We start from the raw sequence: 24,315 nt of genomic DNA on the forward strand, positions 1-24,315 counted from the left end.
CTGCGTGGCATCCCCGCGCGGCGCCGTTTCCTTTTGAGCGTGCTACGACGAGACTTCAGGAAAATTTCCTGAGCGCCAGAACCGCGTTCAGCCCGCCAAAGGCAAACGCATTGGACAGGGCGACATCCACCTTCGCCTCGCGGGCGGTGTTGGGCACGACATCCAGCGCGCATTCGGGATCGGGTTCTTCATAGCCGATGGTCGGGGCGATCACCCCGTCGCGCACCGCCATGATACAGGCCAGCAATTCCACCGCGCCGGTGCCGCCGATCAGGTGGCCGTGCATGGATTTGGTCGAGGAAATCATGAGCCGGTCGGCATGGGCGCCGAACACATCGGCCACCGCCGCGCTTTCGGTCTTGTCGTTGGCCGCCGTTCCGGTGCCGTGGGCGTTGATATAACCCACATCCGTGGTGTTCATCCGGGCATCGGCCAGCGCGCCCTTGATCGCCCGCGCCGCGCCCTGTTTCGAGGGCATGACGATATCGGCGGCGTCCGAGGACATGGCATAGCCCGCGACCTCGGCCAGAATTTCGGCCCCGCGGCTGCGGGCGTGTTCGTATTCCTCGAAGACGAAAATCCCGGCCCCCTCGCCCTGTACCATGCCGTTGCGGTTGCCCGAGAACGGCCGGCAGGCATCGCGCGACATCACGCGCAGCCCTTCCCAGGCCTTGACCCCGCCAAAGCACAGCATGGATTCCGATCCGCCGGTGACCATCACCGGGGTCATGCCGCCATGCACCATCTGGAAGGCCTGCGCCATGGCGTGGTTGGACGAGGCACAGGCCGTCGAAACGGTGAAGCTGGGGCCCTTGAGATTGAACTCCATCGACACATGGCTGGCGGCGGCGTTGTTCATCAGCTTGGGCACGACAAAGGGATGCACCCGGTTCTTGCCGTCCTCATAGACCGTGCGGTAATTGTCATCCAACGTGGTCATCCCGCCGCCGGAATTGCCCAGCACGACCCCGGCGCGAGCGGCCAGTTCGCCCGAGAACACCAGCCCGGATTGCGAGATCGCCTCGCGGGCGGCGATCAGGGTGAACTGGGTGAACCTGTCGTAAAGCGCCAGTTGCTGGCGGTTGAAGCGCCCTTCGGGCTCGTAGTTGCGCACCTGCCCGCCGATCTTTATCGACAGGCGATCCACGTCACGAAATTCCAGCGGGCCGATGCCGCAACGCCCTTCGCGCATGGCGGCCAGCGTTTCGGGAACGGTATGGCCGAGGGCATTGATCGTGCCCGCCCCGGTAATGACGACGCGCTTCACGACTGTTCTTTCACCAGCGTCTCAATCCCGTCGATGATGGCCGCGACCGAGGATATGTCGAAATCGCTGGCCTGTGGTTCGTTGGCATTGAACGGCACCGAAATGTCGAATTCTTCCTCGATGGCGAAAATGCTTTCGACCAGCCCCAGGCTGTCGATTCCCAGATCCTCGAGCGTGCTGTCCATGGTCACGTCCGAGGGCTCCAGTACGGCCTGTTCGGCGATGATTGCGATCACACGATCCTTGATGCTGCTCATGACTGTGCTCTTTTCCGATCCTGTCGCGAAGGATTTAGTCACTCTGCACGGTGTTTGAAACAGTTTTCTTAAGTTCGGCCACATCCGCGAAAAGACGTTTGAGGCGGCGCAGGCCCTTGTAGACCTCCATCTGGCTGTCCATCTTCATCGCCGGATAGCCCAGCATCACCCGCCCCGCGGGAATATTGGCCAGCACCTTGGTGCCGCCGCCGGTAATCGCGTTGTCCCCGATGAACAGGTTATCGCCCACCCCGGTCTGACCGGCCAGAACCACGTTATTGCCGATCACGGTCGATCCGCCGATGCCCACCTGCCCGCACAGCAGGGTATCGTTGCCGACCACCACGTTATGGCCGACCTGCACGAGGTTATCCAGCTTGGTGCCATTGCCGATCCGGGTGTCGCGCACGGTGCCGCGGTCGATACAGGCGTTGCATCCGACCTCGGCGTCGTCGCCGATCCAGACGCTGCCGAGCGAATGAATGCGGGCGTAGGATTGTTTTTGCACATCGCCCTGATCGCCAAGCGTCTGGCGGGCGCGTTCGACGCCGGAGACCTCGGGCGTGACGAAAGAGAAGCCGTCGCCGCCGATCACGGCGCCGGGTTGTGCGACGAACCGGTCGCCGATCCGCACGCGCGCGCCGATCCGCACGCCTTCGCGCAGGAAACCGCCCTGCCCGATGCTTGTGCCGGCTCCGACAAAGCACTGCGGGCCGATTACTGTCCCGGCCCCGATGACGGCCCCTGCCCCGATGACAGCCAGTGGGCCAACGCTGACATTTTCGCCCAGTTCGGCATCCTCGGCGATCACCGCCGACGGGTGAATTCCGGTTGCCCAGCCTTGCCCCGGGTCCATCATCGCCGACAGGCCCGACAATGCGAACCGCGGGCGCGGCGAGATAATGGCCGCCTCGAGCCCGAGCGCCTTCCAGTCCGCCCCCTCCCACAGCATGGCCGCGCGGGCCTGCCCCTGCGAGAGTTGTTCGGCATATTCGGGCTTCATCGCCAGCGCCAGCTGGTCGGTCGCGGCTACGGCCGGTTCGGCCACGCTTTCGACAGTGATATCGGTCGCGCCGAAGGCCGTCGCCCCAAGCGCCTGTGCGATCTGCTCAATGGTGTAGGCCATGGCACCCTCCTTTGTCGGAGAGCGGTTTAGCCCTGAACCGCGCGCAGTGAAACCCCCGCTTTTTCAAGCGCGGTCCAAATCCGCGCATCACGCCCGTAAACATCGCGGCGATACTGCGTGGGCCCTTTCGCCGTGGTGAAGGCGGTGCGGTAAATGATGTGCACCGGCACCGCCTGTTTCAGAGGAACGCGGGTTTCGTTCCCGGTGTTCAGCACCGAGTGGAAAAACCCCTCGGGGTCGCTTTCCTGTCTGGCGAGCAGCGCATAGGCGAATTCGAAGGGTTTTTGCAGGCGGATACAGCCATGGCTGTAATCACGCTTTTCGTGGTCGAACAGGCTTTTGGACGGGGTGTCGTGCAGGTAGATGTTATATTGGTTGGGGAACATGAACTTGACGAGCCCCAACGCATTGCGCTGTGAGGGCGGCTGTTTGATCGCGTAGGGAAAATTCGACGCGTTATAGGCGTTGAAATTGATCGCCGAGCGGCTGACCTGACGCCCGCGGCGATCATACAGCCGCAAATGCCCGGCGGCGTTGCGGTTGCGCTTCATCATCGGCAGGTATTCCTTCACGGCGATCGAGCGCGGCACGTGCCACGTGGGATTGATCACCATGAATTCCATCTGGTCGGAAAATTCCGGGCTGCGGCGGTCACTCTGATTTTTGCCCACAACGGCGCGGGTTTCAAAGGTGACGTGATCGTTATCCAGGATGCGGGCGCTGAAATCCGTCAGATTGACCAGGATATGACGTTTACCCCTGGGCTGGTTCATCCAGCGCTCGCGTTCCATGGCGACGATCACGGATTTCAGACGGTCCTGCACCGAGGTGTTGACCTCGGCCATGGTTCCGGCCCCGGCGACGCCATCGGGCGTCAGCCCGTGCGCCAGTTGAAACTGCTGCACCGCTTGTAGCATCTGTTCGTCATAGGTTTGCGTGGCGCTGCGGCGCAGGAAACCCATGGCGATCAGACGGTTGCGCAAGGCCACGACCGCCGCACCGGACTGGCCGGGCTTGAGCGTTTCGGCGGGCACCCTGGCGCCCCAGCCGCCCCGCGCCAGCAGACGCTCGAGACGCAGCTTTTCCTTCATCAGGCGGGTGTATTCGTTGTTCTGGGGTGGCAGGGCACGAAAGAATCCGCCCGGATTGCTTTTCTGAAATCCGCTCAGGTAGGACACGCGCTCGCGATAAGGCACCTGGCGTTTGATGCCATTATCGACCCGGCCGGGCACCAGCATGCCGGTCTGCATTTCGCGGGCGAATTTCAGAAACGTCCGGCTCATCGCGACTTCGACAAGACCGAGTGCACGCAATGAATCGGCGGCCTTGAGCTGTTGCATCAATGCGTCGGCATCGTAACGTTCGGCGGGCAGGCCATGATCGTCCGCCGATGCGATCGCATCGAACAATGCGGCGCGGCGGCGGCGATCTTCTCCCGATCGGCCCGTCCAGAGCGGTTCGTAATTGTTGTCACGGTAAAACGCGGCGATATCGCGATCCTGCGCTGCGGCTTCGGCCACGGCCTGTTTGAATGCGGTTACCTGGGCCTGCGCCCCGCCGGCCCCGAGCAAAACCTGAAACAGCACCACCAGGGCGCCAAGAAAAACCATACGCAGCGCTGCGCTGTTGACCGACGTCATACGAAACTCCCGAAATCTGTTCGCGCTTCAAATTCCCCCAACCTGTTTTCCGGGCCGGCCGCGGATTGTCCAATCAAATTTGGGTCAGAACGAAATCCCGTCATCATTGCGGCCAATTCGCATCGCAAGCCGCGCAAATAGAGCACAGTCGGGCCGCTTTGCGCAAAATTTTGCCGAAAATGCTTGCCACAGACAATTTGAGCCAAAACGCACTTGGTCAGTGATTCCATATATGCCATAAGATCACTGCACTTGGGGAAAGTGACAACGCCCGCGAAGGCGGGCATCGAGCAAGCGACGGGACAGGCGCTATTCAAATGACGGACTATAGCTCTCAGAGCATGACGCGGCGCGCGGTGCTAAGCGCTTTTGCAGCCACCGCAGTGATCGCAACCCCTACCTATAGCAATGCAGCAGGTTTTCTTCGCGGGGCCGGTGATATCCGGCGGCTGCGCATGACATCGCCGCGCACCGGGGAACGTATCGACACGATCTATTGGATCGAAGGCAACTATATCCGCGATGCGGTCAACGAAATCACGCTGTTCATGCGGGATTGGCGCACCAATGACGTGATGAACATCGACACCCGCACCATCGACATCATGGCGGCGGCACATAACCTGATGGATGTGGACGAACCCTACATGCTGTTGTCGGGGTATCGCAGCCCGAAAACCAATGCGATGCTGCGCAGCCGCTCCAGCGGTGTGGCCAAGAATTCTCGCCACCTGCGCGGTCAGGCCGCCGATCTTCGCCTCAGTTCCCGCTCGGTCGGGCAAATATTCCAGGCCGCGTCATCCTGCCGTGGCGGCGGTGTCGGTCGGTACTCGGGATCGAACTTCGTTCACATGGATTGTGGCCCGGTCCGTACCTGGGGGCGCTGAGCCAAAGACAGTAACGGGCAACATCAAAAAACCGGCTGCATCGACAGCCGGTTTTTGGTTTTCAATGCTGCCCGATCAGCCCAGTTTGGCCAGCCGCGCCTCGCGCAGGCGGGCGAAATCGTCACCGGCGTGATAGCTCGAGCGTGTCAGCGGCGTGGCCGACACCATCAGGAACCCCTTGCCATAGGCCGCCTTTTCATAGGCCGCGAATTCATCGGGATGCACGAAACGATCCACCGCGTGGTGTTTGGGCGACGGTTGCAGGTACTGGCCGATGGTCAGAAAGTCGATATCGGCGGCGCGCATGTCGTCCATCACCTGATGCACCGATTGACGATTCTCGCCCAGCCCCACCATGATCCCCGATTTGGTGAACATGGTCGGGTCGATCTCTTTCACCCGTTGCAACAGGCGCAGCGAATGGAAATACCGCGCGCCGGGGCGCACCGACGGGTAAAGCGACGGCACGGTTTCGAGGTTGTGATTGAACACGTCCGGTTTGGCCGCGACGACGGTTTCCAGAACCGATGACTCGCAATGCAGGAAATCGGGCGTCAGGATCTCGATCGTGGTGCCGGGGCTGCGATGACGGATCGCGCGGATGGTCTGGGCGAAATGCTCGGCCCCGCCATCGTCGATATCGTCGCGGTCCACGCTGGTGATCACCACATGGTTCAGGCCCAGCTTTTGCACCGCGTCGGCCACGCGGCCCGGCTCGAACACGTCGAGCGCCTCGGGCCTGCCGGTGGCCACGTTGCAGAAGGTGCAGCCGCGCGTGCAAATTTCCCCCATGATCATCATCGTGGCGTGGCCCTGGCTCCAGCATTCGCCGGCATTGGGACAGCCCGCCTCTTCGCAGACGGTGACCAGGTTATGGTCGCGCATGATCTTGTGGGTTTCGCGATACCCCTTGCCCGTGGGTGCCTTGACACGAATCCAGTCGGGCTTCTTCGGCTGGGCGTTGTCCGGGCGGTGCGCTTTTTCCGGGTGGCGCTGATCCGGGATCTTGAGGTCTCGCACGAAATATTCCCCGCACATCATTCGGTAATTCTTTGTAACTATAGGTCATAGCGGTGGGGAGTACCAGTTCTACAACAACCGCATCGCGGCCACTCCGCAGCGGGGTTAACGAGTGCCCACCGCATTGCAAGGTGTCCTGGTGATTGCCGGTCCGTGCCTGTTCGGTGCGGGCCGGTTCCTTTTGCCGATGCGATGCTTGCGGGCCGCCACGAGTCGGGTATCGTCATGGCATACCCGGTTCACAGCAAGGCACAGCCCCAGCCATGACCTCCGACACAAACCACGACACACCCGCAGGTGCGGGTAAGCTGGACAAGACGCAGGAATTCCTCAAGCAGATCGTCTATGGCGGCAATGACGGGATCGTGACCACCTTTGCCATCGTCGCCGGATTCGCCGGGGCCGCCGCGGAGGGCGTGGCCCAGATCGGCGGTCTGGCGGTTCTGGTGTTCGGGCTGGCCAATCTGTTCGCCGATGCGGTCAGCATGGGATTGGGGGAATTCCTGTCGGCGCGGTCGCAAAACGACCTGTATCGCAGCAGGCACCAGACCGAGCTGCGCAAGATCACCGAGCACCCGGAGATCGAACAGGACCGTATGGCGCGCCTGTTACAGGACCGGGGGCTGTCGGTGACGGATTCGGATGCCGCGGCCAGCATTCTGTCGCGTCATCCACAGCTGATGGCCGACCTGACCATGACCTATACGCATGGCATGCAGGACCCGGATGACGACAATCCGGCGGTGAACGGCCTGTTCACCTTCGTGTCCTTTGTCTGTTTCGGGTCGGTCCCGCTATTGCCCTACTTCCTGTTCGACCCGACCCGCAGCACCCTGGTGATGTCCGTAATCGCAACGCTGCTGGCGCTGACCGCGCTTGGATTGCTGCGGTTCAGCGCCACGCGCGAGCGGTTGACCCGATCCGTCGGGGAAACGGTGCTGGTCGGCACCGTTTGTGCCGTCGTTGCATTTGTCGTGGGGTGGATCGTGGGGGGCTGAAAGGGGCTCAGCCGATCATCCCGCCCGCGTCGCCCAGATTCTGGTAGTGCCGCTTGAGCCGCTGAAGCGCGATCCGCAACACGATCTTGCCCGAGCGCGCCGACCAGCCCATGCGCTTTTCCGCGGTTTCCAGCCCTTCGAGAAAACAGCAGCAGCGCAGGGCCATGTCCCCCAGGCCCGGCCCCAGATCGCGCAATGCCCCGACGACGCGCATTCGTGCATCGGCCATGCGGATATCGTTTGGCAGGGCTGCGCAATCATCCGCAATATCGGTCAGGAAAACGTCCCAGCTGCCCCCACGCGCGGGCGCGGGCAGTTGCCCCAGTTCGAAATCTTCGCGCAGGCGTTCCCCCGCCCGTACCAGATCGTCCGACAGAAAAGGCCGACCATCGCGATCCTTGCGCCGGGCCAGCGCCACAAGCGGCGTTTCGGCCACCCCATAGCGTATACGCCGGGACGCGCCCGGTTTCTTGCCGGACGCCTTGGGGCAGGCATAGTCGAACGAGGTCTGCGCCTCGGCGAAACCGACCGCATGATTTTCACCTTCGGCCAGCATCCGGTTCAGGGCGGCACGGCCAGCCGCCGTGATCCGATAGCGCAGGATGCGCCCGGATGCATCGCAGACGATCCAGGCTTTCAACGCCATCGCCTCGGCCACCGCACGGTCGACGACAGCGGTACGCGACGCGTGCCCGTCGCGGGATTCGCGGACCACCACGGCCTTGTCCATTTCGGCGGACACGGCCAGAATCGCCCCTGTTTCGCACAGACGGCGCAGGATTCGGCTGGCTTCGGCGGTCAGTCGGGTTTCGGTCAGGGCGGCACAGCCGGCATCATCGCATGTCGTCGGGGTCACTCTTATCACCTCCTTGATCTGCGAACCGGTAAAGGCCTGATCCAGAACCTGCCGCCCAAGGCGGCGCAGCCCCTCGTCAACCAGAAGATCGTCCCGCCGTGACTCGCAGCTTCGGATTTGGCGCAGGACCGTCGACGCATGGCACCCCGCCCTGCGGGCCAGCGCCCGGATCGACGTGCCGCTTTCCGTATGCGCCAGATAGTGCCGTGCGGGTTCGGGCACCCAGGACGGCACATCTGCCAAATGGCCGGTCGCAACAGATCCGTGTGTCATGCCAAATCCCTTCCCCAGGTTTTGACAGGGCGTCGATTGAAAGCCTTGCCATCGGTTAACGATAAGACGCCGCAACCTAAGCGGGTATTTCTTACCAGTTCGTTAACTATAAATCGTTTGGCAACAATGACTTCCAAATCGTAAACAAATACTCAGACCAGCGTTCGCTGCTTTTCCACAGTGCGCAACGCCCGTTCGAGTTGTGCCACATATCTCCGGTCTCAGTTAATCGGAGTGATTCAATGCTGGATGTTCTTTCGGCCCTGCATGCCCTGCGCCGCCCTCGTCTTTTGATTCGTGCCGCCCGCATCGGACAAGGCGATTACCGCAGAACGGTCCATTTGCAGCGTCATCTGGGGATCGGCCCCCTGCCCTGTCCCGGCGCCGCCCTGATGCAACTGATGGAAATCGAGGCTGAAATGAACGCGCAAAGGAAAAGGCGCGCCGCGGGATATTCCGCGGCGCGCCATGTGGATATTCTGATCGCGATAATGGCAGAGGCCCGCATTCTGCGCGCCACCCACCCCGGGCAAAACGATGCTTAGCTGAAGGCGTCGGGCATCGATGCCTTTTTCTCGGCGATGTAGGTGGCCAGGGCCTCGCTGATGGACGGGTCCAGCGCGGGTTGCTGATAATTGGCCAGCATCTGGTGCATCTTGGCGTTTGCCAGTTGCATGGTGTCGCGCTCGCCCTCGTCCTGCCAGGTCTCGAACGGTTTATAATCCAGCACGTCCGAACGCCAGAACGCCTCCTTGAAGTTGGCCTGCGTGTGCGCGCACCCCAGATAGTGCCCGCCGGGGCCGACCTCGCGGATGGCGTCCATCGCCTGTCCGTTCTCGTCGGCGGCGACACCGGCAGCCAGTTTGTGCAACACGCCCAACTGATCGGCGTCCATCACGAATTTCTCGAAGCTGGCGACCAGCCCGCCTTCCAGCCAGCCACAGCTGTGCAGCATGAAGTTCACGCCGCCCAGAAGCACGGCATTGAGCGTGTTGGCGGTTTCATAAGCGGCCTGCGCATCAGGCAGTTTCGAGCCGCACAGGCTCCCGCCCGAGCGGAACGGCAGGCCCATCCGGCGTGCCAGTTGCCCCGCGCCATAGATGATCTGGCTGGCCTCGGGCGTGCCGAAGGTGGGGGCGCCGCTGTTCATGTCGATCGAACTGACGAAGGCGCCGAAGATTACCGGTGCCCCGGGGCGCACCAGCTGGCTGTAGGCGATTCCGGCCATCACTTCGGCCAGCACCTGCGTCAGTGTCCCGATCACCGAAACCGGCGCCATGGCGCCACCGACGATGAAGGGCGACACGATGCAGGCCTGATTGTTCTCGGCATAGACTTCGAGCGCGCCCATCATCACCTCGTCGAAGGTCATGGGCGAGTTCACGTTGATGAGCGAGGTCATCACCGTATTGTCGCGCACGAAATCCTTGCCGAACAGGATTTCGCACATCTCGACGCTGTCCTGGGCGCGGCTGGGATCGGTGACCGAGCCCATGAAGGGCTTGTCGCTCAGGGTCATGTGGGCATGCAGCATGTCGAGGTGGCGCTTGTTCACCGGGATATCGGTGGGCTCGCAGACGGTCCCGCCGGAATGGTGCAGCCATTTCGACATGTAGCCCAGTTTCACGAACCGTTCGAAATCGGCCATCGTGGCATAGCGGCGTCCGCCTTCCATGTCGCGCACGAAGGGCGGGCCGTAGATCGGCGCACAGACCAGCGTATTGCCCCCGATCTCGACATTGCGCTCGGGATTGCGGGCATGTTGGGTAAAGCGCGACGGCGCGGTCGAACACAGCTTGCGGGCCAGTCCGCGGGGGATATGCACGCGTTCCCCCTGCACATCGGCCCCCGCCTCGCGCCAGCGTTCCAGCGCCCTGGGGTTCTCGACGAAATTGACACCGACCTCTTCGAGGATGATCTCGGCATTGGTTTCGATGATCTCCAGTGCCTCGTCGTCCAGTATGTCGTAAAGCGGGATGTTGCGCTCGATATACTTGGCGGTTTCGATGCTGACGGCGGTGCGCTCGGCCCGGCGGGCGGCACCGCCGCCTCCACGTCCACGTCTGCGGCTTGCTGCTTCGGCCATTCTTGTCCTACCCCTGAACTCCTTGAGCGCCCAAAAGGCGCGGCTGATCCCATCCATACCGCAGCGCGACAGCCTGTCATCGGAGATTTGCGGCCTCTTGGGGTCTAAAGCGACATGTGAGCCGCTGAATCGCGACGCCTGCACGCCGGGTCTTGCGAAAATCGCACCTGCGTCCTATTGGCATGGCATGAGCCAGACATTGCATGACCGCCTTCTCATTATCGACTTCGGCAGCCAGGTAACGCAGCTGATCGCGCGCCGCCTGCGCGAGCTGAACGTCTATTGTGAAATCCACCCGTTCCAAAGCGTGACCGACACCTTTCTGGACGATTTCGCACCCAGGGCCGTGATCCTGTCCGGCGGTCCGGCCAGCGTCATCGACGAAGGATCGCCGCGCCCGCCGGTCAAAGTGTTCGAACTCGGGGTGCCGATCCTTGGTATCTGTTACGGGCAACAGGTGATGATGCACATGCTGGGCGGGCGGGTCGAGCGCGGCCATGGCACCGCCGAGTTCGGCCGCGCCTATGTCAGCCCGTCGACGGATCGAATCGACCTGTTGACCGGCTGGTTCCTGGAAGAGCGCGAACAGGTCTGGATGAGCCACGGCGATCACGTGAGCCAGATCGCACCGGGCTTCGAGGTCTACGGTACCTCGCCCAATGCGCCTTTCGCGATCACCGCCGATCTCGACCGTCAATTCTATGCCGTGCAGTTCCACCCCGAGGTGCACCACACACCCAACGGCAAGACCCTGTATGAAAACTTTGTCCGGCTGGCCGGGTTCAAGGGCGACTGGACGATGGCCGCCTACCGCGAAGAGGCCATTCGCCAGATTCGCGAACAGGTGGGCGACAAGCAGGTGATCTGCGGGCTGTCCGGCGGCGTGGACAGTTCCGTTGCCGCCGTGCTGATTCACGAGGCGATCGGCGATCAGCTGACCTGCGTTTTCGTCGATCACGGACTGTTGCGCCTGAACGAGGCTGACGAAGTGGTCACGATGTTCCGTGACCATTACAACATCCCGCTGATCCACGCCGATGAGGCCGATCTTTTTCTGGGTGAACTCGAAGGCGTAAGTGACCCGGAAGAAAAGAGAAAAACCATTGGCCGCCTCTTCATCGACGTGTTCCAGAAATACGCGGGCGAGATCGAGGGCGCCGAGTTTCTCGCCCAGGGCACGCTCTACCCCGATGTGATCGAATCGGTCAGTTTTTCGGGCGGGCCGTCGGTAACGATCAAGAGCCACCACAATGTGGGCGGCTTGCCGGAAAAGATGGGCCTGAAACTGGTCGAGCCGCTGCGCGAACTCTTCAAGGACGAGGTGCGCGCCCTGGGCCACGAACTGGGCCTGCCCGCCTCGTTCATCGGGCGTCACCCGTTTCCTGGGCCGGGCCTTGCGATCCGCTGCCCCGGCGAGATCACCCGCGACAAGCTGGAAATCCTGCGCAAGGCCGATGCCGTCTATATCGACCAGATTCGCAAGCACGGCCTGTATGACGATATCTGGCAGGCCTTCGTGGCCATCCTGCCGGTGCGCACCGTGGGCGTGATGGGCGACGGGCGGACCTATGATTATGCCTGTGCCTTGCGTGCGGTCACGTCGGTGGACGGTATGACCGCCGATTATTACCCGTTCAGCCACGATTTCCTTGGCGAAACGGCCACGCGCATCATCAACGAGGTGAAGGGGATCAATCGCGTCACCTATGACGTGACCTCGAAACCCCCCGGCACCATCGAGTGGGAGTGACCTCCCGACCGACAAATCCCGTCGCCTTCACCGATCCCGCGACCGTACTGCGCGCAGCGTTATGGATGCTGGGTGCGGTTGTGTCGTTCTCGGCCATGGCCGTGGGCGGGCGCTCGGTCAGTTTCGAACTCGATACGTTCGAGATCATGATGTTCCGCAGCATGATCGGGTTTGCTCTGGTGCTGATCGTGGCCGGGACCACCGGCAGATTGCGTACCGTGTCACGGCGCAAGCCGGGGCTGCACCTGTTGCGCAACGTGTTTCACTTTACCGGCCAGAATCTGTGGTTCTACGCGATCACGATCATTCCTCTTGCGCAGGTCTTTGCGCTTGAATTCACCTCGCCCCTGTGGGTGCTGATACTCTCGCCGCTGGTTCTGGGCGAGCGGATGACGCGCGTGCGGGTTCTGGCGGCCAGTCTGGGTTTCATCGGTATTCTCATCGTCGCCCGGCCCAGCCCTGAAACGGTGAATATCGGCACCTTGGCGGCGGCCTGTGCCGCGATCGGGTTCGCCGGGTCGATCATGGTCACAAAACGCCTGACGCGCACCGAATCCCTGACCTGCATCCTGTTCTGGATGACGCTGAGCCAGAGCCTGTTCGGCCTGATCTGCGCCGGGTTCGACGGAGATATCGCCCTGCCCTCGCTCTCGTCGCTGCCCTGGCTGGTGGTGATCGCCTGTGGCGGGCTGATGGCGCATTTCTGCCTGACGACGGCCCTGTCCATGGCGCCGGCCACGCTGGTCAGCCCGGTGGACTTCATCCGGCTGCCATTGATCGCGATCATCGGGCTGCTGGCGTATGACGAACCCGTCGATATTTTCGTGATCCTTGGCGCAGTGGTCATTTTCGGGGCGAACTACCTGAATATGTGGTCAGAAACGCGCCGCGGGGGTGACCCGGTCGCCCGGACAAGGTGAAATAAGGACTGTGACCCTGACGCACCTTATTTTTTCCGTTACGTCACTGACGTCGCGTCAAAGATTGACCGAAACCATAACCCATATAGCATGCCTCTCAATCTGAGGAGGAGCCAGTATGAAAAAGACAGCTTTCACCGCCGCTGCCCTTGCCGCAGCCACGGGCGCTGCACAGGCCGGCGGGATCGACCGGTCGGGGCAGTCCATCGACGTTCTGTTTCAGGACGGCAACTATGCTGAAATCAGCTTTGGCAGCGTCGCACCGGATGTATCGGGCACGGTCGCCGTTCCGGGCACCGGTGTGCTCAGTTCGAACAACATGACCAATACCTATTGGACATTCGGCGCCGCGATGAAGCACCAGATCAACGACAACCTGAGCTATGCGATCATCCTCGATCAGCCGTTCGGCGCGGACGTGACCTATGACCCGGCGGTGTATCCGGTCAGCGGATCGGAGGCCGAGTTGAAGTCGATGGCCCTGACCGGGCTGTTGCGCTACCGCATGGATAACGGGTTTGGCGTGCATGGCGGTTTGCGGATTCAGCGCGTCAGCGCAAAGGCCTCGATCCCGTCGGTTGCCGGGTATTCGGTCAACGGTCGGGACGATACCGGGCTGGGGTATGTGGCCGGGGTCTCCTACGAGCGGCCAGATATCGCGATGCGTATCGCACTGACCTACAACTCGCGCATCAAGACCGATCACCAGACCACGGAAAACGTTTTCACCCCCGGCCCGACTCCGCTCTATACCGTTACGGAAATCGAGACGCCGCAATCCGTGAACCTCAGCTTCCAGACCGGTATCGCCAAGGATACGCTGCTGTTCGGCGGTGTGCGTTGGGTGGACTGGTCGGATTTCACCATTGACCCGGTATTGTACCGTCAGGCGACGGGCACGCCTTTCCTGTCCTATAGCGATGACACGACCACCTATTCTCTGGGTGTCGGCCGCCGGTTGAGCGAAACCTGGTCGGCCTCACTGTCGCTGACCTACGAAGACGGCGATTCGACCACGCCGGTGTCAAACCTCGGCCCGACCAGCGGCAAGTTCGGCGTAACCGTCGGCGCGCGCTACCAGAACGACAACATCTCGGTCTCGACCGGTGTGAATTACACTTGGGTCGGTGATGCGACCACAACCATCGGGCCGCTGCGCACCAGCTTCAAGGACAACGACGCCGTCGGTTTCGGCGTCAAGGTCGGCTGGCACTACTGATCGCCAGCCGTTTCCGCTAAATCCGGCCCCGTCCGACCCATCGGGCGGGGCCTTTTCATATCTGCTGCTTTCGATTGACCTGCCCTGCCCCTCTGGCTACCACCATCGGGCAATGAAGGAGCGGCAATGATCTATACTTCGGCACAGGACTGGCGCGATGCCCCGGAGAAGCATGTTCTGTTCTACGGCATGTCGGGGCTCGGCAAGACCCATGTCTCGAACCTGCTGCGCGCGTCGGGTGACTGGTTTCACTATTCCATAGATTACCGTATCGGCACGCGCTACATGGGCGAGTTGATCGCCGACAACGCCAAGGCGCATGCCATGCAGGTGCCCTTCCTGCGCGATCTGCTGTTGTCGGATTCGATCTATATCGGCTCGAACATCACCTTCAACAATCTGACGCCGGTCTCGACCTATCTCGGCAAACCGGGCGATCCGTCCAGGGGCGGGTTGCCGATCGACGAATACCGCACCCGTCAGGAACAGTTCCGTCAGGCCGAGATTTCCGCGCTGATGGATACGGCCCATTTCGTCGAGCGCGCCCGGCGTCTTTACGGCTATCCGCATTTCATCTGCGATACGGGGGGCTCGATCTGTGAATGGGTCGATGGGGACGACCCGCAAGACCCGATCCTGACCGAGCTCAGCCAGCATTGCCTGATGGTCTATATCCAGGGCTCCGAGGCCCATACGCAGGCCCTGATCCGCCGGTTCGACCGCGCGCCCAAGCCGATGGCCTATCAGCCCGAATTCCTGGATACGGCATGGGAGGAGTATCTGGCCACGCATGATTGCACTGCCGATACGGTGGACCCCGATTCCTTCATTCGCTGGACCTATGCGCGCGCCCTGGCGCACCGGCAGCCCCGCTATGAGGCCATGGCGAAATGGGGCGTGACCGTCACCGCCGACGAAATCGCCGCAGTCCAGGACGAAGACGGCTTTACCGGGCTGATCGCCACCGCCCTTGAGCGCCGCAGCGCATAATCCTATCTGACATCAACCCCCGTGACCCAAGGATATCCCGCACATGCCTATCAAGATCCCCGCTGACCTGCCCGCCTATGACGTGCTCACGCGCGAAGGCGTCATGGTCATGGACGAGGATCAGGCCGCCCGTCAGGATATCCGCCCCCTGCGTATCGGGCTGCTGAACCTGATGCCGAAGAAAATCCAGACCGAGAACCAGTTCGCCCGTCTGATCGGTGCAACGCCCCTACAGATCGAACTGAGCCTCATCCGCATGACCGAACACCGCACCAAGAACACGGCGGCCGATCACATGCGCAGCTTTTACCGCCCGTTTTCCGAGGTTGCGGCCACCGATGAACGCTTTGACGGGCTGATCATCACCGGCGCGCCTATCGAACATCTGGATTTCGCCGACGTGACCTATTGGGACGAGTTGCAACAGATTTTCGAGTGGACACAAAGCCATGTGCATTCCACCTTCGGCGTCTGCTGGGGCGGCATGGCGATGATCAACCATTTCCACGGCGTGAAGAAGCACCTGCTGGATCACAAGGCGTTCGGCTGTTTCCGGCACCGCAACATGCTCCCGGCCTCGCCTTACCTGCGCGGGTTTTCGGACGATTGCGTGATTCCCGTCAGCCGCTGGACCGAAATGCGTCGTGACGAAATCGAGGCCGTGCCGGGCCTGCAAATCCTGTTGCACAGCGACGAGGTCGGCCCCTGTCTGGTGGAAGACCCGGAGCATTGCGCGCTCTATATCTTCAATCATCTCGAATACGACAGCGACACACTGAAACAGGAATACGATCGTGACGTGGCCAGCGGCACGCCGATCAACGTGCCGTGCAATTACTACCCAGGCGACGATCCCTCCTGCCCGCCGCAGAACCGCTGGCGCAGCCATGCGCACCTGCTTTATGGCAACTGGATCAACCAGATTTACCAGACGACGCCCTTCGATCTGAATCTCATTGGCCGTTGATATCCTGTCGGGTCTCGCGGCGCTGTCTCCATAGCATCGCGTTCCCGCATGACACGCGCCGCGCCGGATTGCGCCCTGCCCGCCAAGCGGCCATAGTACGCGCAAAACCAAGGAGAGGCCGATGGAACTGCCATTCGACGGCGAGATCAGCAGGTTCTATGAAAAGGACGCGCCCCAGGACATTCGCAACGCCATCAGGCGGGCGGACAAGGGCGATATCCTCGATTCGTCCTATCCCCACTCCGAACGCCTGCCGCGCAAGCATTACGAGAAGGATCTCGAGGCGCTGCAAATCGAACTGGTCAAGTTGCAGGCCTGGGCCAAGGCAAGCGGCGCGCGTATCGCCATCGTGTTCGAGGGGCGCGATGCCGCCGGCAAGGGCGGAACGATCAAACGCTTTCGCGAATATCTCAACCCGCGCGGTGCGCGGGTGGTCGCGCTGCCCAAGCCCTCGGATATCGAGGCCACACAATGGTACTTCCAGCGCTATATCGACCATCTGCCCGCCGGGGGCGAAATCGTGTTCTATGACCGAAGCTGGTACAATCGCGGTGTCGTGGAAAAGGTGTTCGGATTCTGCACCGACGAGCAGCGCGAACATTTCTTTGCTCAGGTTCCCGATTTCGAGCGCATGCTGGTCGATGAAGGTATTCACCTGTTCAAGTTCTGGCTCAATGTCGGACGGGCCGAACAATTGCACCGCTTTCTCAAACGCGAAGGCAGCCCCCTCAAGCAATGGAAACTCAGCCGGATCGATGTCGAAGGCCTGCGCAAATGGGATGCGTATTCGGCGGCCATTTCCGAAACGCTGGAACGCTCCCATACCGATCACGCGCCCTGGACGATCATCCGCTCCGACGACAAGCGCCGCGCCCGGATCGAGACGATCCGCCATGTGCTGAGCCAGATCGACTACCACCGCAAAGACACCAGGGCCGTCGGCAAACCCGATCCGGCGGTCTGCGGCGGCCCCGGCATCTGGGATGGGTAAGCGCGGCTATCATCACGGCAACCTGCGCCAGGCCCTCGTCGAAGCCGCCCTGCGCCTGATCGAGGCCAGGGGGCCGACCGGATTCACCCTGTCGGAAGCCGCCAAACAGGCCGGAGTGACCCCGGCGGCGGTCTATCGTCATTTCGCCGGACGCGACGATCTGATCGCCGAAGCCTCGCGTCAGGGCTACGCGATCTTTGCCGACGTGATGCAATATGCCTTTGAAAAGGGACAGCCCTCGGCACTGGCCAGTTTCGAGGCGACGGGACGCGCCTATCTGGCCTTTGCCCGGCAATATCCCGGCCATTACATCGCGATGTTCGAAAGCGGCATATCGGTCAACCGCACCCCGGAACTGGCGCACGAGGCCAGTCGCGCCCGCGCCATTCTCGAACGCGCCGCCGAGGCCCTCAGCCAGCATATTCCGCCGGGAAAACGCCCGCCCGCCGCCATGTTCAGCGCCCATATCTGGGCCATGTCGCATGGCGTGGTCGAACTGTTCGCGCGCAACTCTCCCGGCACGGCCTCGCCCTTTGCCCCCGAGGAATTGCTGGAATCCGGGATCGGGATCTACCTGCGCGGTCTCGGCCTGATCGCGCCGGACGAATAGATATCACTCGCCAGACAGGATCTCGCTCATGCGCGATTGGAGCAGGCGCGCGCCATAGGCTGACACATGATCCAGATCGGAATAGGCCGACCGCCCGTCGATGAACCAGCGATACATATCGCCATCGCGGAACGCATCGGACACCGATACGACCTCGACCCCATCGAGCCCTTCGAATTTGTCGAACTGTTCGCGCGCAAAGCTTTGCAAATCCTCGTGCCAGGCCACCGGCACACCGGACTTGGCCAGCGTCTGCTGCGCCTCGCTCGAACCCCCGCGCAGCATCATCGCTGCGAAAATCTCCTCATCGGGCGTAGCCAGCTGCTGCGGCACCTGCTCCAGAATGATGACCCGGACACCCAGATCCCGGTAATGGGATACGGTTCGCTCCAGAGCCGCCGCAAATATCGGACGCCCCGCCGCGCGGCCACCGGATTGGTGGGCCGGCTGGTCGTTCAGCAGGAAAACGTCCCCCTCACGACCATAGGTGCCCTTGGTGTAGAGCGACCAGCGCGCAACCAGAACCACGGTCGAGATGTCGTTGTCCGCGACAAACCGCGTCTGCGCCTCGGCCAAGTCGTGACAGGTACCCAAAGGGAAATTCCCGTTCAGGATGTACACCCCGATCAACGGCGGGCAGCCCCCTTTGATACCCGCCACCAGCCGGGCGCCGCTTTCCTGCGAGTATTGTTCGAATGCGGGCAGGATGGCGCGTGCATGGCTGTCGCCGAAAACGGCGATCGTATCGCTATCCTCGCGGCCTTTGAAGATCGTGCAGAAATTCCCGTCCGGGTCGATTGTATCGAGACAGCCGACAACCGAACTGCTGCGGGCCGTGCTGTCCAGCATCTCCTGAAAAAACGGTGTCATGCGCCCATCGAGCCGGCTGTTGGCCCAACCCAATTGCATGCCCCCCAGCCCGAACGCCACGAAGGCCGCGATCCCCGCCAGACTCGCACCGAACAAGGCCGGGCGACCCGGCAGCCATTTCCGCGGCCCGGCGCGGAACGGTTGCTCGATGAAACGCCAGCTCAGCGCCGCAAGGGCGAAACTGACCAGCGCCAGCCCCAGCATGACCCACAGGGCGGGCTCGTGCAGGCTGCGCAGACGGGCAAAGGCAAAGACCGGTTGATGCCACAGATAGGCCGAATAGCTGACCAACCCGATTGCCACGGGCAGTTTCGTCGATAAAAGCCGCGCCACCATCGTGCCCTGTTGCGCGAACAACAGCAGCAGCGCCGTACCCACAACCGGCATCAACGCATAGATGGACGGAAACGGCACGGCCCCGTCATAGAAGAACACCGCATAGAGGATCATGCCCAGCCCAAGCGCCGCCGCCGGACCGTTCGGCGCGACCAGGCGCTTGAACACGATGAAGGCACAGATCGACCCAGCGAACAGCTCCCACATGCGCGAGAAGGTGAAAAAGAAATTCTGGTCGGGATAGTTCCGCCAGCCCCACTCGCTCAGGCCCAGCGACAACGCCGCCAATACGGCAATCGCGATGATATGCTTCGAGTGGCGAAACGCCCCCAGCCCGGCCAGCAAGAGCGGGAAGAACAGGTAATACTGCTCCTCGACCGCCAGACTCCAGGTGTGCAAAAGCGGGCGCAGTTCGGCATCCACCGCGAAATACCCGACATTTTCCCAGAAATGGACATTCGAGATGAACAGGGCGGCAAAGGCCGTGCTGCGCAGGAAATCGTCGAAGGGCTCGGGCGGCATCCACATCCATGCAAACGGAATGCACAAGCCCATGACCACGAACAGGGCGGGCAGAATGCGCCGCGCGCGCCGTTCGTAAAACCGCAGGATCGAAAACCGACCTTCGTCCCGCTCGGCGATGATGATCGTGGTGATCAGATACCCCGAGATCACGAAGAAGACGTCCACCCCCACATAGCCGCCCGAAAACAGGCTCAGCCCCGCGTGGAACAGGATCACCGGCACAACGGCCACGGCCCGCAGGCCGTCAATCTCGCGTCTGTATTTCATGGTGCCAAATAGGTCAGGGAACAGAAAAAGCGCAACCCACGGGCTGCGCTTTTCGATGATACGTTGTCGCGTTGCTTAACGCTTCGAGAACTGGAAGCTCCGGCGCGCCTTGCGCTTGCCGTATTTCTTCCGTTCCACGACACGGCTGTCGCGCGTCAGGAAGCCCGCGGCCTTCAGCGGCGAACGCAGGGACGGATCGTACAGTTGCAGCGCCTTCGAGATGCCGTGCTTGACCGCACCGGCCTGACCCGACAGGCCGCCGCCCTTGACGGTCGCCATCACGTCGAACTGGTCTTCGACACCGGCCACGGTGAAGGGCTGGCGCAGGATCATCTGCAGAACCGGACGGGCGAAGTACTTGTTCAGTTCCTTGCCGTTCACTTCCACCTTGCCTGAACCGGGCTTGATCCAGACACGGGCCACCGCGTCTTTCCGCTTGCCGGTGGCATAAGAGCGGCCCAGTTCGTCACGGACCGGCTCGCGCGGGGTTTCGACTTCGATCTCGGCAACGGCGCCCTCGGCAACCGATTCCAGATCTTCGAGCGATTTGATTTCTTCAGCCATCAGTATGCCACCCGCGTGTTCTTCTTGTTCATGGATTTCACATCCAGCACTTCGGGGCTTTGCGCCTCGTGCGGATGTTCGGTGCCTGCATAGACGCGCAGGTTGGTCATCTGCTTGCGGGCCAGGCGGTTGCCGGGCAGCATGCGCTTGACGGCCTGCATGACGACGCGTTCGGGATGCGCGCCTTCCAGGATCTCGCCGGTGGTGCGCGATTTGATGCCGCCCGGATGGCCGGTGTGCCAGTAGTTGGGCTTTTCACGCTTGTTGCCGGTCAGCTGGACCTTGTCGGCATTGATGACGATGACGTTGTCACCCATGTCCATGTTCGGCGTGAAGGATGCCTTGTGCTTGCCGCGCAGGCGCATGGCGATGATCGAGGCAAGACGGCCCAGAACAACGCCCTCAGCGTCGATCAGGATCCATTTCTTGTCGATATCTGCCGGAGTTGCAGAGAATGTTTTCATTGCAGGGAAATCCCTTGTTGACGTGCCGGACCGGTCCTCGGACCCGCCCCTTTGTTCGATGGCGCGGTTATAAACACTGCGCGGCACAGGTCAAGCGCGACAATTCCAATTAAATCGTTTGTTTTCAATGTCTTAAAATTACGGTATTAAAATACCCCAATTCAAATCCATCTTCTGCCCAAAAACATCCGCAGGGACGTCTTATCGCATAGCCGGCGACGGGGGCAGGCAGCCCCCTGCCCACGCCCGACTTATCCGGGCGGGATCGAATAGGTCAGGCTGGCGCGCGCCACCGGGGCCTCGACCCCCTGGGAGAACAACAGCACTTCGCCCACCGCCAGCACCCGGCCCAGTTTCAGCAACCGGCATTCGGCGATCAGATCCGCGCCCGCGGCGGGTTTGCGCATGAAATCTATGCTGCAATTCGTGGTCACCGCCAGCGCCCTGGGGCCGATCATCGCCAGGATCGCCAGATAGACCGACACATCGGCCAGTGCGAACATCGTCGGCCCCGATACGGTGCCGCCCGGCCGCAAATGTCGCTCTTCGGTGACCAGCCGCACACGAATGCGGTTTTCGCCGACATCTTCGATGGCGAAATCGCCCGCCACCTGCGGAAATTCCGCCACCAGAAACTCCGCCAGCTGGTCTTGTGTCATTTTCAGGCTCATGCGCTTCCCTCCCCGCCCCTTCATGCCTAAACTTGTCCACAACATCAGGAGGAGGTTCAAGATGGCAATTCTCGAACGCAGCGACCGTGGCGCGGTTGCACGGCTGACGCTCAATCACCCCGAAAAGCTGAATGCGCTCAGCGATGCGATGCTGGCCGCCTTGCAGGCCGAGTTCGACAGTCTCGCCACCGACGAGTCCATCCGTGTGGTCATTATCGCCGGCACGGGCAAGGCGTTCTGCGCAGGCCACGACCTCAAGGAAATGACCCAGGGCCGTCAGGCCGAGGATGGCGGGCGTGCCTATTTCGCCGATCTGTTCGCCCGCTGCGCCAAGGTCATGACGGCCATTCGCACGCTGCCCCAGCCGGTGATCGCACAACCCCACGGCATCGCCACCGCCGCCGGGTGTCAGCTTGTGGCGTCCTGCGACATGGCCGTCGCCGCCGAGGGCACGCGCTTTGGGGTGAATGGCGTTAATATCGGCCTGTTCTGTTCGACGCCGATGGTCGCCCTGTCGCGCAACATCCCGCGCAAACAGGCGTTCGAGATGCTGACCACCGGGGACTTCATCGACACGACCCGCGCGCTGGAGTTGGGGTTGATCAACCGCACGGTCCCGCATGAGCAACTGGAGGCCGAAACCGACGCCCTGGCCGATAAGGTCGCGGCCAAGCTGGGCGCCGCCGTGCGCATCGGCAAACGCGCCTTTTACGATCAGATCGAAATGCCGCTTGATCAGGCTTATGCCTATACAGGCGAGGTGATGGTCGAAAACATGCTGTATCGGGACACCGCCGAAGGCATTGCCGCTTTTCTTGAAAAACGGGCGCCGGAATGGGATCAGGGATGAGCGAACCGGCATCAATAGCTGCCGATCCGACTTATTGTTCCTGTGATTGAAACAAATCAGACACCGCTCCAACGTCGAAATTCCAGGTGCACGATATGGCGCTTTGGGGATTTCCAATCGTTAACAGCCTGTTACCCCTATTGTTTCCAAAAAAGAAACACACCGTTTCACTGCACGTAGTTTTTTTGTGACGTATTTCTGCCATTTTTGGCGTGGGGTTGGTGTAGGTGACATTCGAGGGAATCGGATAAGCGTTTTTGATCAGCAAAGCATTATGGCTTATGCCAACCCCACGATTGCCAATAAAACAAGGGGTTTGGGTTTGCGGTGACATGATCACCGCCCGCGCGATTTTCCGACGTCAAAATTTGTCCACATTTGCCTTGTTTTCGCCACACCCCTCTTTTCATGGCCGGCAGGTGGGCACACCAAACCCGTGAAAACCGGCACGCGCCTCACGGGCGGCCCGGCGCGGACCCTGCACTGCCGCCCCTCCTGAACCCTTCCCAAACGCTGCGCGATCCCCTACATCGCAGGCCATGAGCAACACACTTCATATCGTCGGCGGCGGCATGGCCGGGTCCGAGGCCGCCTGGCAGGCGGCGCAGATGGGCGTTCCCGTGGTGATCCACGAAATGCGCCCCAAGGTCGAAACCTTCGCCCACCGCACCGGCGACCTGGCCGAGATGGTCTGTTCCAACTCGTTCCGCTCGGACGATGACGAACAGAACGCCGTCGGCCTGTTGCATTGGGAAATGCGCGCCGCGAACGGGCTGATCATGGCCATGGCCGACCGCCACCGCCTGCCCGCGGGCGGGGCGCTGGCCGTGGATCGCGACCCGTTCGCCCGGTCCGTCACCAGACAGCTGCGCGATCATCCCCTGATCACCGTCGAAGAGGGCGAGATCACCGCCCTCCCCGATGACGGACACTGGATTTTCGCCACCGGCCCGCTGACCAGCCAGAGGCTGGGACAGGCCATCGCGCAGGAAACCGGAACCGATGCGCTGGCCTTTTTCGACGCCATCGCGCCCATCGTCTATTTCGACAGTATCGACATGTCACAGGCATGGATGCAGTCGCGCTATGACAAGGGCGAAACCGAGGAAGAGCGCACCGCCTATCTCAACTGCCCGATGACTCGCGACCAGTACGAGGCTTTCATCGACGCGCTTCTGGCCGCCGACAAGACCGAGTTTCACGAGGGCGAAACCGCCGGGTATTTCGACGGGTGCCTGCCGATCGAGGTAATGGCCGAACGCGGGCGCGAAACCCTGCGCCACGGCCCGATGAAACCCGTCGGCCTGACCAACCCGCACCAGCCCGATGTCAAACCCTGGGCCGTGGTGCAACTGCGCCGCGACAACGCCCTGGGGACGCTCTATAACATCGTCGGCTTCCAGACCAAGATGAAGTATGGTGCGCAAACTTCTGTTTTCAAAATGATTCCGGGGCTTGAGAATGCCAGTTTCGCGCGCCTTGGCGGGATTCACCGCAACACCTTCCTGAACTCACCGACACTGCTGGATGACCGGATGCGCCTGAAATCACGGCCTCATATCCGCTTTGCCGGGCAGATCACCGGGGTTGAGGGATATGTCGAATCCGCCGCGATGGGCCTTCTGGCGGGGCGTCTGGCCGCGTCGGAAATCCTCGGGCAACCGCTGCCCCCACCGCCGCAAGACAGCGCCATGGGGGCCCTGATCCATCACATCACCGGCGGCGCCGAGGCCAGGACGTTCCAGCCGATGAACGTCAATTTCGGTTTGTTCCGGCCTGTCGAGGGGCTCAAGGGCGGGCGCCGGGGCCGCAAGGATCGCTACAAGGCCTATACCGACCGCGCCAAAGCCGCCTGGAGGGGCTGGCTGGAACAGGCCGCTCCGGCGCCGGCTCAGGGCTGATGTTGTCGGG

General features: G+C 61.8%; 23 protein-coding genes. 12 read left to right on the forward strand and 11 right to left on the reverse strand.

From position 1 onward, the window contains the following. Window positions 1–55: 55 nt before the first annotated feature. The 4 genes from BUB53_RS00465 to BUB53_RS00480 are packed head-to-tail and all read right to left on the reverse strand — an operon-like array spanning window position 56 to window position 4,290. Entirely contained in the window at window positions 56–1,267 is a 1,212-nt protein-coding gene (locus BUB53_RS00465; RefSeq protein WP_073031498.1) for a beta-ketoacyl-[acyl-carrier-protein] synthase family protein, read from the reverse strand. Continuing rightward, a complete protein-coding gene (locus tag BUB53_RS00470; protein WP_073031499.1) occupies window positions 1,264–1,524 on the reverse strand; it encodes an acyl carrier protein in 261 nt (86 codons plus the stop codon). Before BUB53_RS00470 ends, BUB53_RS00465 begins: the two co-directional genes overlap by 4 nt. Window positions 1,525–1,558: 34 nt before the next feature. Then, complete coding sequence (gene lpxD / locus BUB53_RS00475; protein ID WP_073031501.1) at window positions 1,559–2,650, reverse strand: UDP-3-O-(3-hydroxymyristoyl)glucosamine N-acyltransferase; 1,092 nt, start codon at window positions 2,648–2,650, stop codon at window positions 1,559–1,561. A 26-nt stretch (window positions 2,651–2,676) separates the two neighbouring features. Further along, window positions 2,677–4,290: a L,D-transpeptidase family protein gene (locus BUB53_RS00480; RefSeq protein ID WP_073031502.1), complete on the reverse strand. Its 1,614-nt coding sequence runs from the start codon at window positions 4,288–4,290 to the stop codon at window positions 2,677–2,679. A 317-nt stretch (window positions 4,291–4,607) separates the two neighbouring features. On the opposite strand from BUB53_RS00480, the gene BUB53_RS00485 reads away from it, so the two are divergent. Beyond that, window positions 4,608–5,177, forward strand: coding sequence for a YcbK family protein (locus BUB53_RS00485; RefSeq protein WP_073031504.1), 570 nt, complete (start codon window positions 4,608–4,610; stop codon window positions 5,175–5,177). Between the two features lie 75 nt (window positions 5,178–5,252). Here the strand turns inward: BUB53_RS00485 and lipA are convergent, their stop codons facing one another. Then, window positions 5,253–6,197, reverse strand: a complete 945-nt coding sequence (lipA, locus tag BUB53_RS00490; RefSeq protein WP_073033645.1) for a lipoyl synthase — start codon at window positions 6,195–6,197, stop codon at window positions 5,253–5,255. A gap of 263 nt (window positions 6,198–6,460) precedes the next feature. Between lipA and BUB53_RS00495 the strand changes: the two genes are divergently transcribed. Continuing rightward, window positions 6,461–7,195, forward strand: a complete 735-nt coding sequence (locus tag BUB53_RS00495; protein ID WP_073031506.1) for a VIT1/CCC1 transporter family protein — start codon at window positions 6,461–6,463, stop codon at window positions 7,193–7,195. 7 nt (window positions 7,196–7,202) lie between these two features. Here the strand turns inward: BUB53_RS00495 and BUB53_RS00500 are convergent, their stop codons facing one another. After that, the gene (locus BUB53_RS00500; protein ID WP_073031508.1) at window positions 7,203–8,324 is read right to left on the reverse strand and encodes a DUF6456 domain-containing protein; all 1,122 of its coding nucleotides are present in this window, start codon (window positions 8,322–8,324) and stop codon (window positions 7,203–7,205) included. A 242-nt stretch (window positions 8,325–8,566) separates the two neighbouring features. On the opposite strand from BUB53_RS00500, the gene BUB53_RS00505 reads away from it, so the two are divergent. Next, complete coding sequence (locus BUB53_RS00505; protein WP_073031509.1) at window positions 8,567–8,869, forward strand: DUF6477 family protein; 303 nt, start codon at window positions 8,567–8,569, stop codon at window positions 8,867–8,869. Here the strand turns inward: BUB53_RS00505 and BUB53_RS00510 are convergent. Continuing rightward, a complete protein-coding gene (locus BUB53_RS00510) occupies window positions 8,866–10,410 on the reverse strand; it encodes a trimethylamine methyltransferase family protein (RefSeq protein WP_073031511.1) in 1,545 nt (514 codons plus the stop codon). The two genes, BUB53_RS00505 and BUB53_RS00510, sit on opposite strands and share 4 nt — an antisense overlap. A gap of 187 nt (window positions 10,411–10,597) precedes the next feature. Between BUB53_RS00510 and guaA the strand changes: the two genes are divergently transcribed. From guaA to BUB53_RS00545, 7 genes are all read left to right on the forward strand, one after another. Next, the gene (gene guaA, locus BUB53_RS00515) at window positions 10,598–12,160 is read left to right on the forward strand and encodes a glutamine-hydrolyzing GMP synthase (protein ID WP_073031513.1); all 1,563 of its coding nucleotides are present in this window, start codon (window positions 10,598–10,600) and stop codon (window positions 12,158–12,160) included. 65 nt (window positions 12,161–12,225) lie between these two features. Further along, on the forward strand, window positions 12,226–13,080 hold the full coding sequence (locus tag BUB53_RS00520) for a DMT family transporter (RefSeq protein ID WP_073031514.1): 855 nt from the start codon (window positions 12,226–12,228) through the stop codon (window positions 13,078–13,080). A gap of 118 nt (window positions 13,081–13,198) precedes the next feature. Then, the gene (locus BUB53_RS00525) at window positions 13,199–14,299 is read left to right on the forward strand and encodes an OmpP1/FadL family transporter (RefSeq protein WP_073031516.1); all 1,101 of its coding nucleotides are present in this window, start codon (window positions 13,199–13,201) and stop codon (window positions 14,297–14,299) included. Between the two features lie 126 nt (window positions 14,300–14,425). Continuing rightward, on the forward strand, window positions 14,426–15,289 hold the full coding sequence (locus BUB53_RS00530) for an ATPase (protein WP_073031517.1): 864 nt from the start codon (window positions 14,426–14,428) through the stop codon (window positions 15,287–15,289). Between the two features lie 43 nt (window positions 15,290–15,332). After that, entirely contained in the window at window positions 15,333–16,256 is a 924-nt protein-coding gene (gene metA / locus BUB53_RS00535; RefSeq protein WP_073031519.1) for a homoserine O-acetyltransferase MetA, read from the forward strand. 121 nt (window positions 16,257–16,377) lie between these two features. Next, window positions 16,378–17,247 (forward strand): polyphosphate kinase 2, encoded by an 870-nt coding sequence (ppk2, locus tag BUB53_RS00540; protein WP_073031520.1) that lies wholly within the window; start codon window positions 16,378–16,380, stop codon window positions 17,245–17,247. Further along, window positions 17,240–17,857: a TetR/AcrR family transcriptional regulator gene (locus tag BUB53_RS00545; protein WP_073031528.1), complete on the forward strand. Its 618-nt coding sequence runs from the start codon at window positions 17,240–17,242 to the stop codon at window positions 17,855–17,857. The genes ppk2 and BUB53_RS00545 overlap by 8 nt, the downstream gene beginning before the upstream one ends. Before the next feature lie 3 nt (window positions 17,858–17,860). On the opposite strand, the gene BUB53_RS00550 is transcribed toward BUB53_RS00545, so the two are convergent. From BUB53_RS00550 to BUB53_RS00565, 4 genes are all read right to left on the reverse strand, one after another. Then, window positions 17,861–19,855, reverse strand: a complete 1,995-nt coding sequence (locus BUB53_RS00550; protein WP_073031530.1) for an acyltransferase family protein — start codon at window positions 19,853–19,855, stop codon at window positions 17,861–17,863. Window positions 19,856–19,930: 75 nt separating this feature from the next. Continuing rightward, window positions 19,931–20,419: a 30S ribosomal protein S9 gene (rpsI, locus tag BUB53_RS00555; protein WP_073031531.1), complete on the reverse strand. Its 489-nt coding sequence runs from the start codon at window positions 20,417–20,419 to the stop codon at window positions 19,931–19,933. Then, entirely contained in the window at window positions 20,419–20,883 is a 465-nt protein-coding gene (rplM, locus tag BUB53_RS00560) for a 50S ribosomal protein L13 (RefSeq protein ID WP_073031533.1), read from the reverse strand. Before rplM ends, rpsI begins: the two co-directional genes overlap by 1 nt. A 251-nt stretch (window positions 20,884–21,134) precedes the next feature. Then, window positions 21,135–21,554, reverse strand: coding sequence for a PaaI family thioesterase (locus tag BUB53_RS00565; protein WP_073031535.1), 420 nt, complete (start codon window positions 21,552–21,554; stop codon window positions 21,135–21,137). A gap of 61 nt (window positions 21,555–21,615) precedes the next feature. Between BUB53_RS00565 and BUB53_RS00570 the strand changes: the two genes are divergently transcribed. Beyond that, the gene (locus BUB53_RS00570; protein ID WP_073031536.1) at window positions 21,616–22,404 is read left to right on the forward strand and encodes an enoyl-CoA hydratase; all 789 of its coding nucleotides are present in this window, start codon (window positions 21,616–21,618) and stop codon (window positions 22,402–22,404) included. Between the two features lie 539 nt (window positions 22,405–22,943). Continuing rightward, a complete protein-coding gene (trmFO, locus tag BUB53_RS00575) occupies window positions 22,944–24,305 on the forward strand; it encodes a methylenetetrahydrofolate--tRNA-(uracil(54)-C(5))-methyltransferase (FADH(2)-oxidizing) TrmFO (RefSeq protein ID WP_073031538.1) in 1,362 nt (453 codons plus the stop codon). Window positions 24,306–24,315 lie beyond the last annotated feature (10 nt).

The organism is Roseovarius pacificus, from assembly GCF_900142665.1.
Classification (GTDB): domain Bacteria; phylum Pseudomonadota; class Alphaproteobacteria; order Rhodobacterales; family Rhodobacteraceae; genus Roseovarius; species Roseovarius pacificus.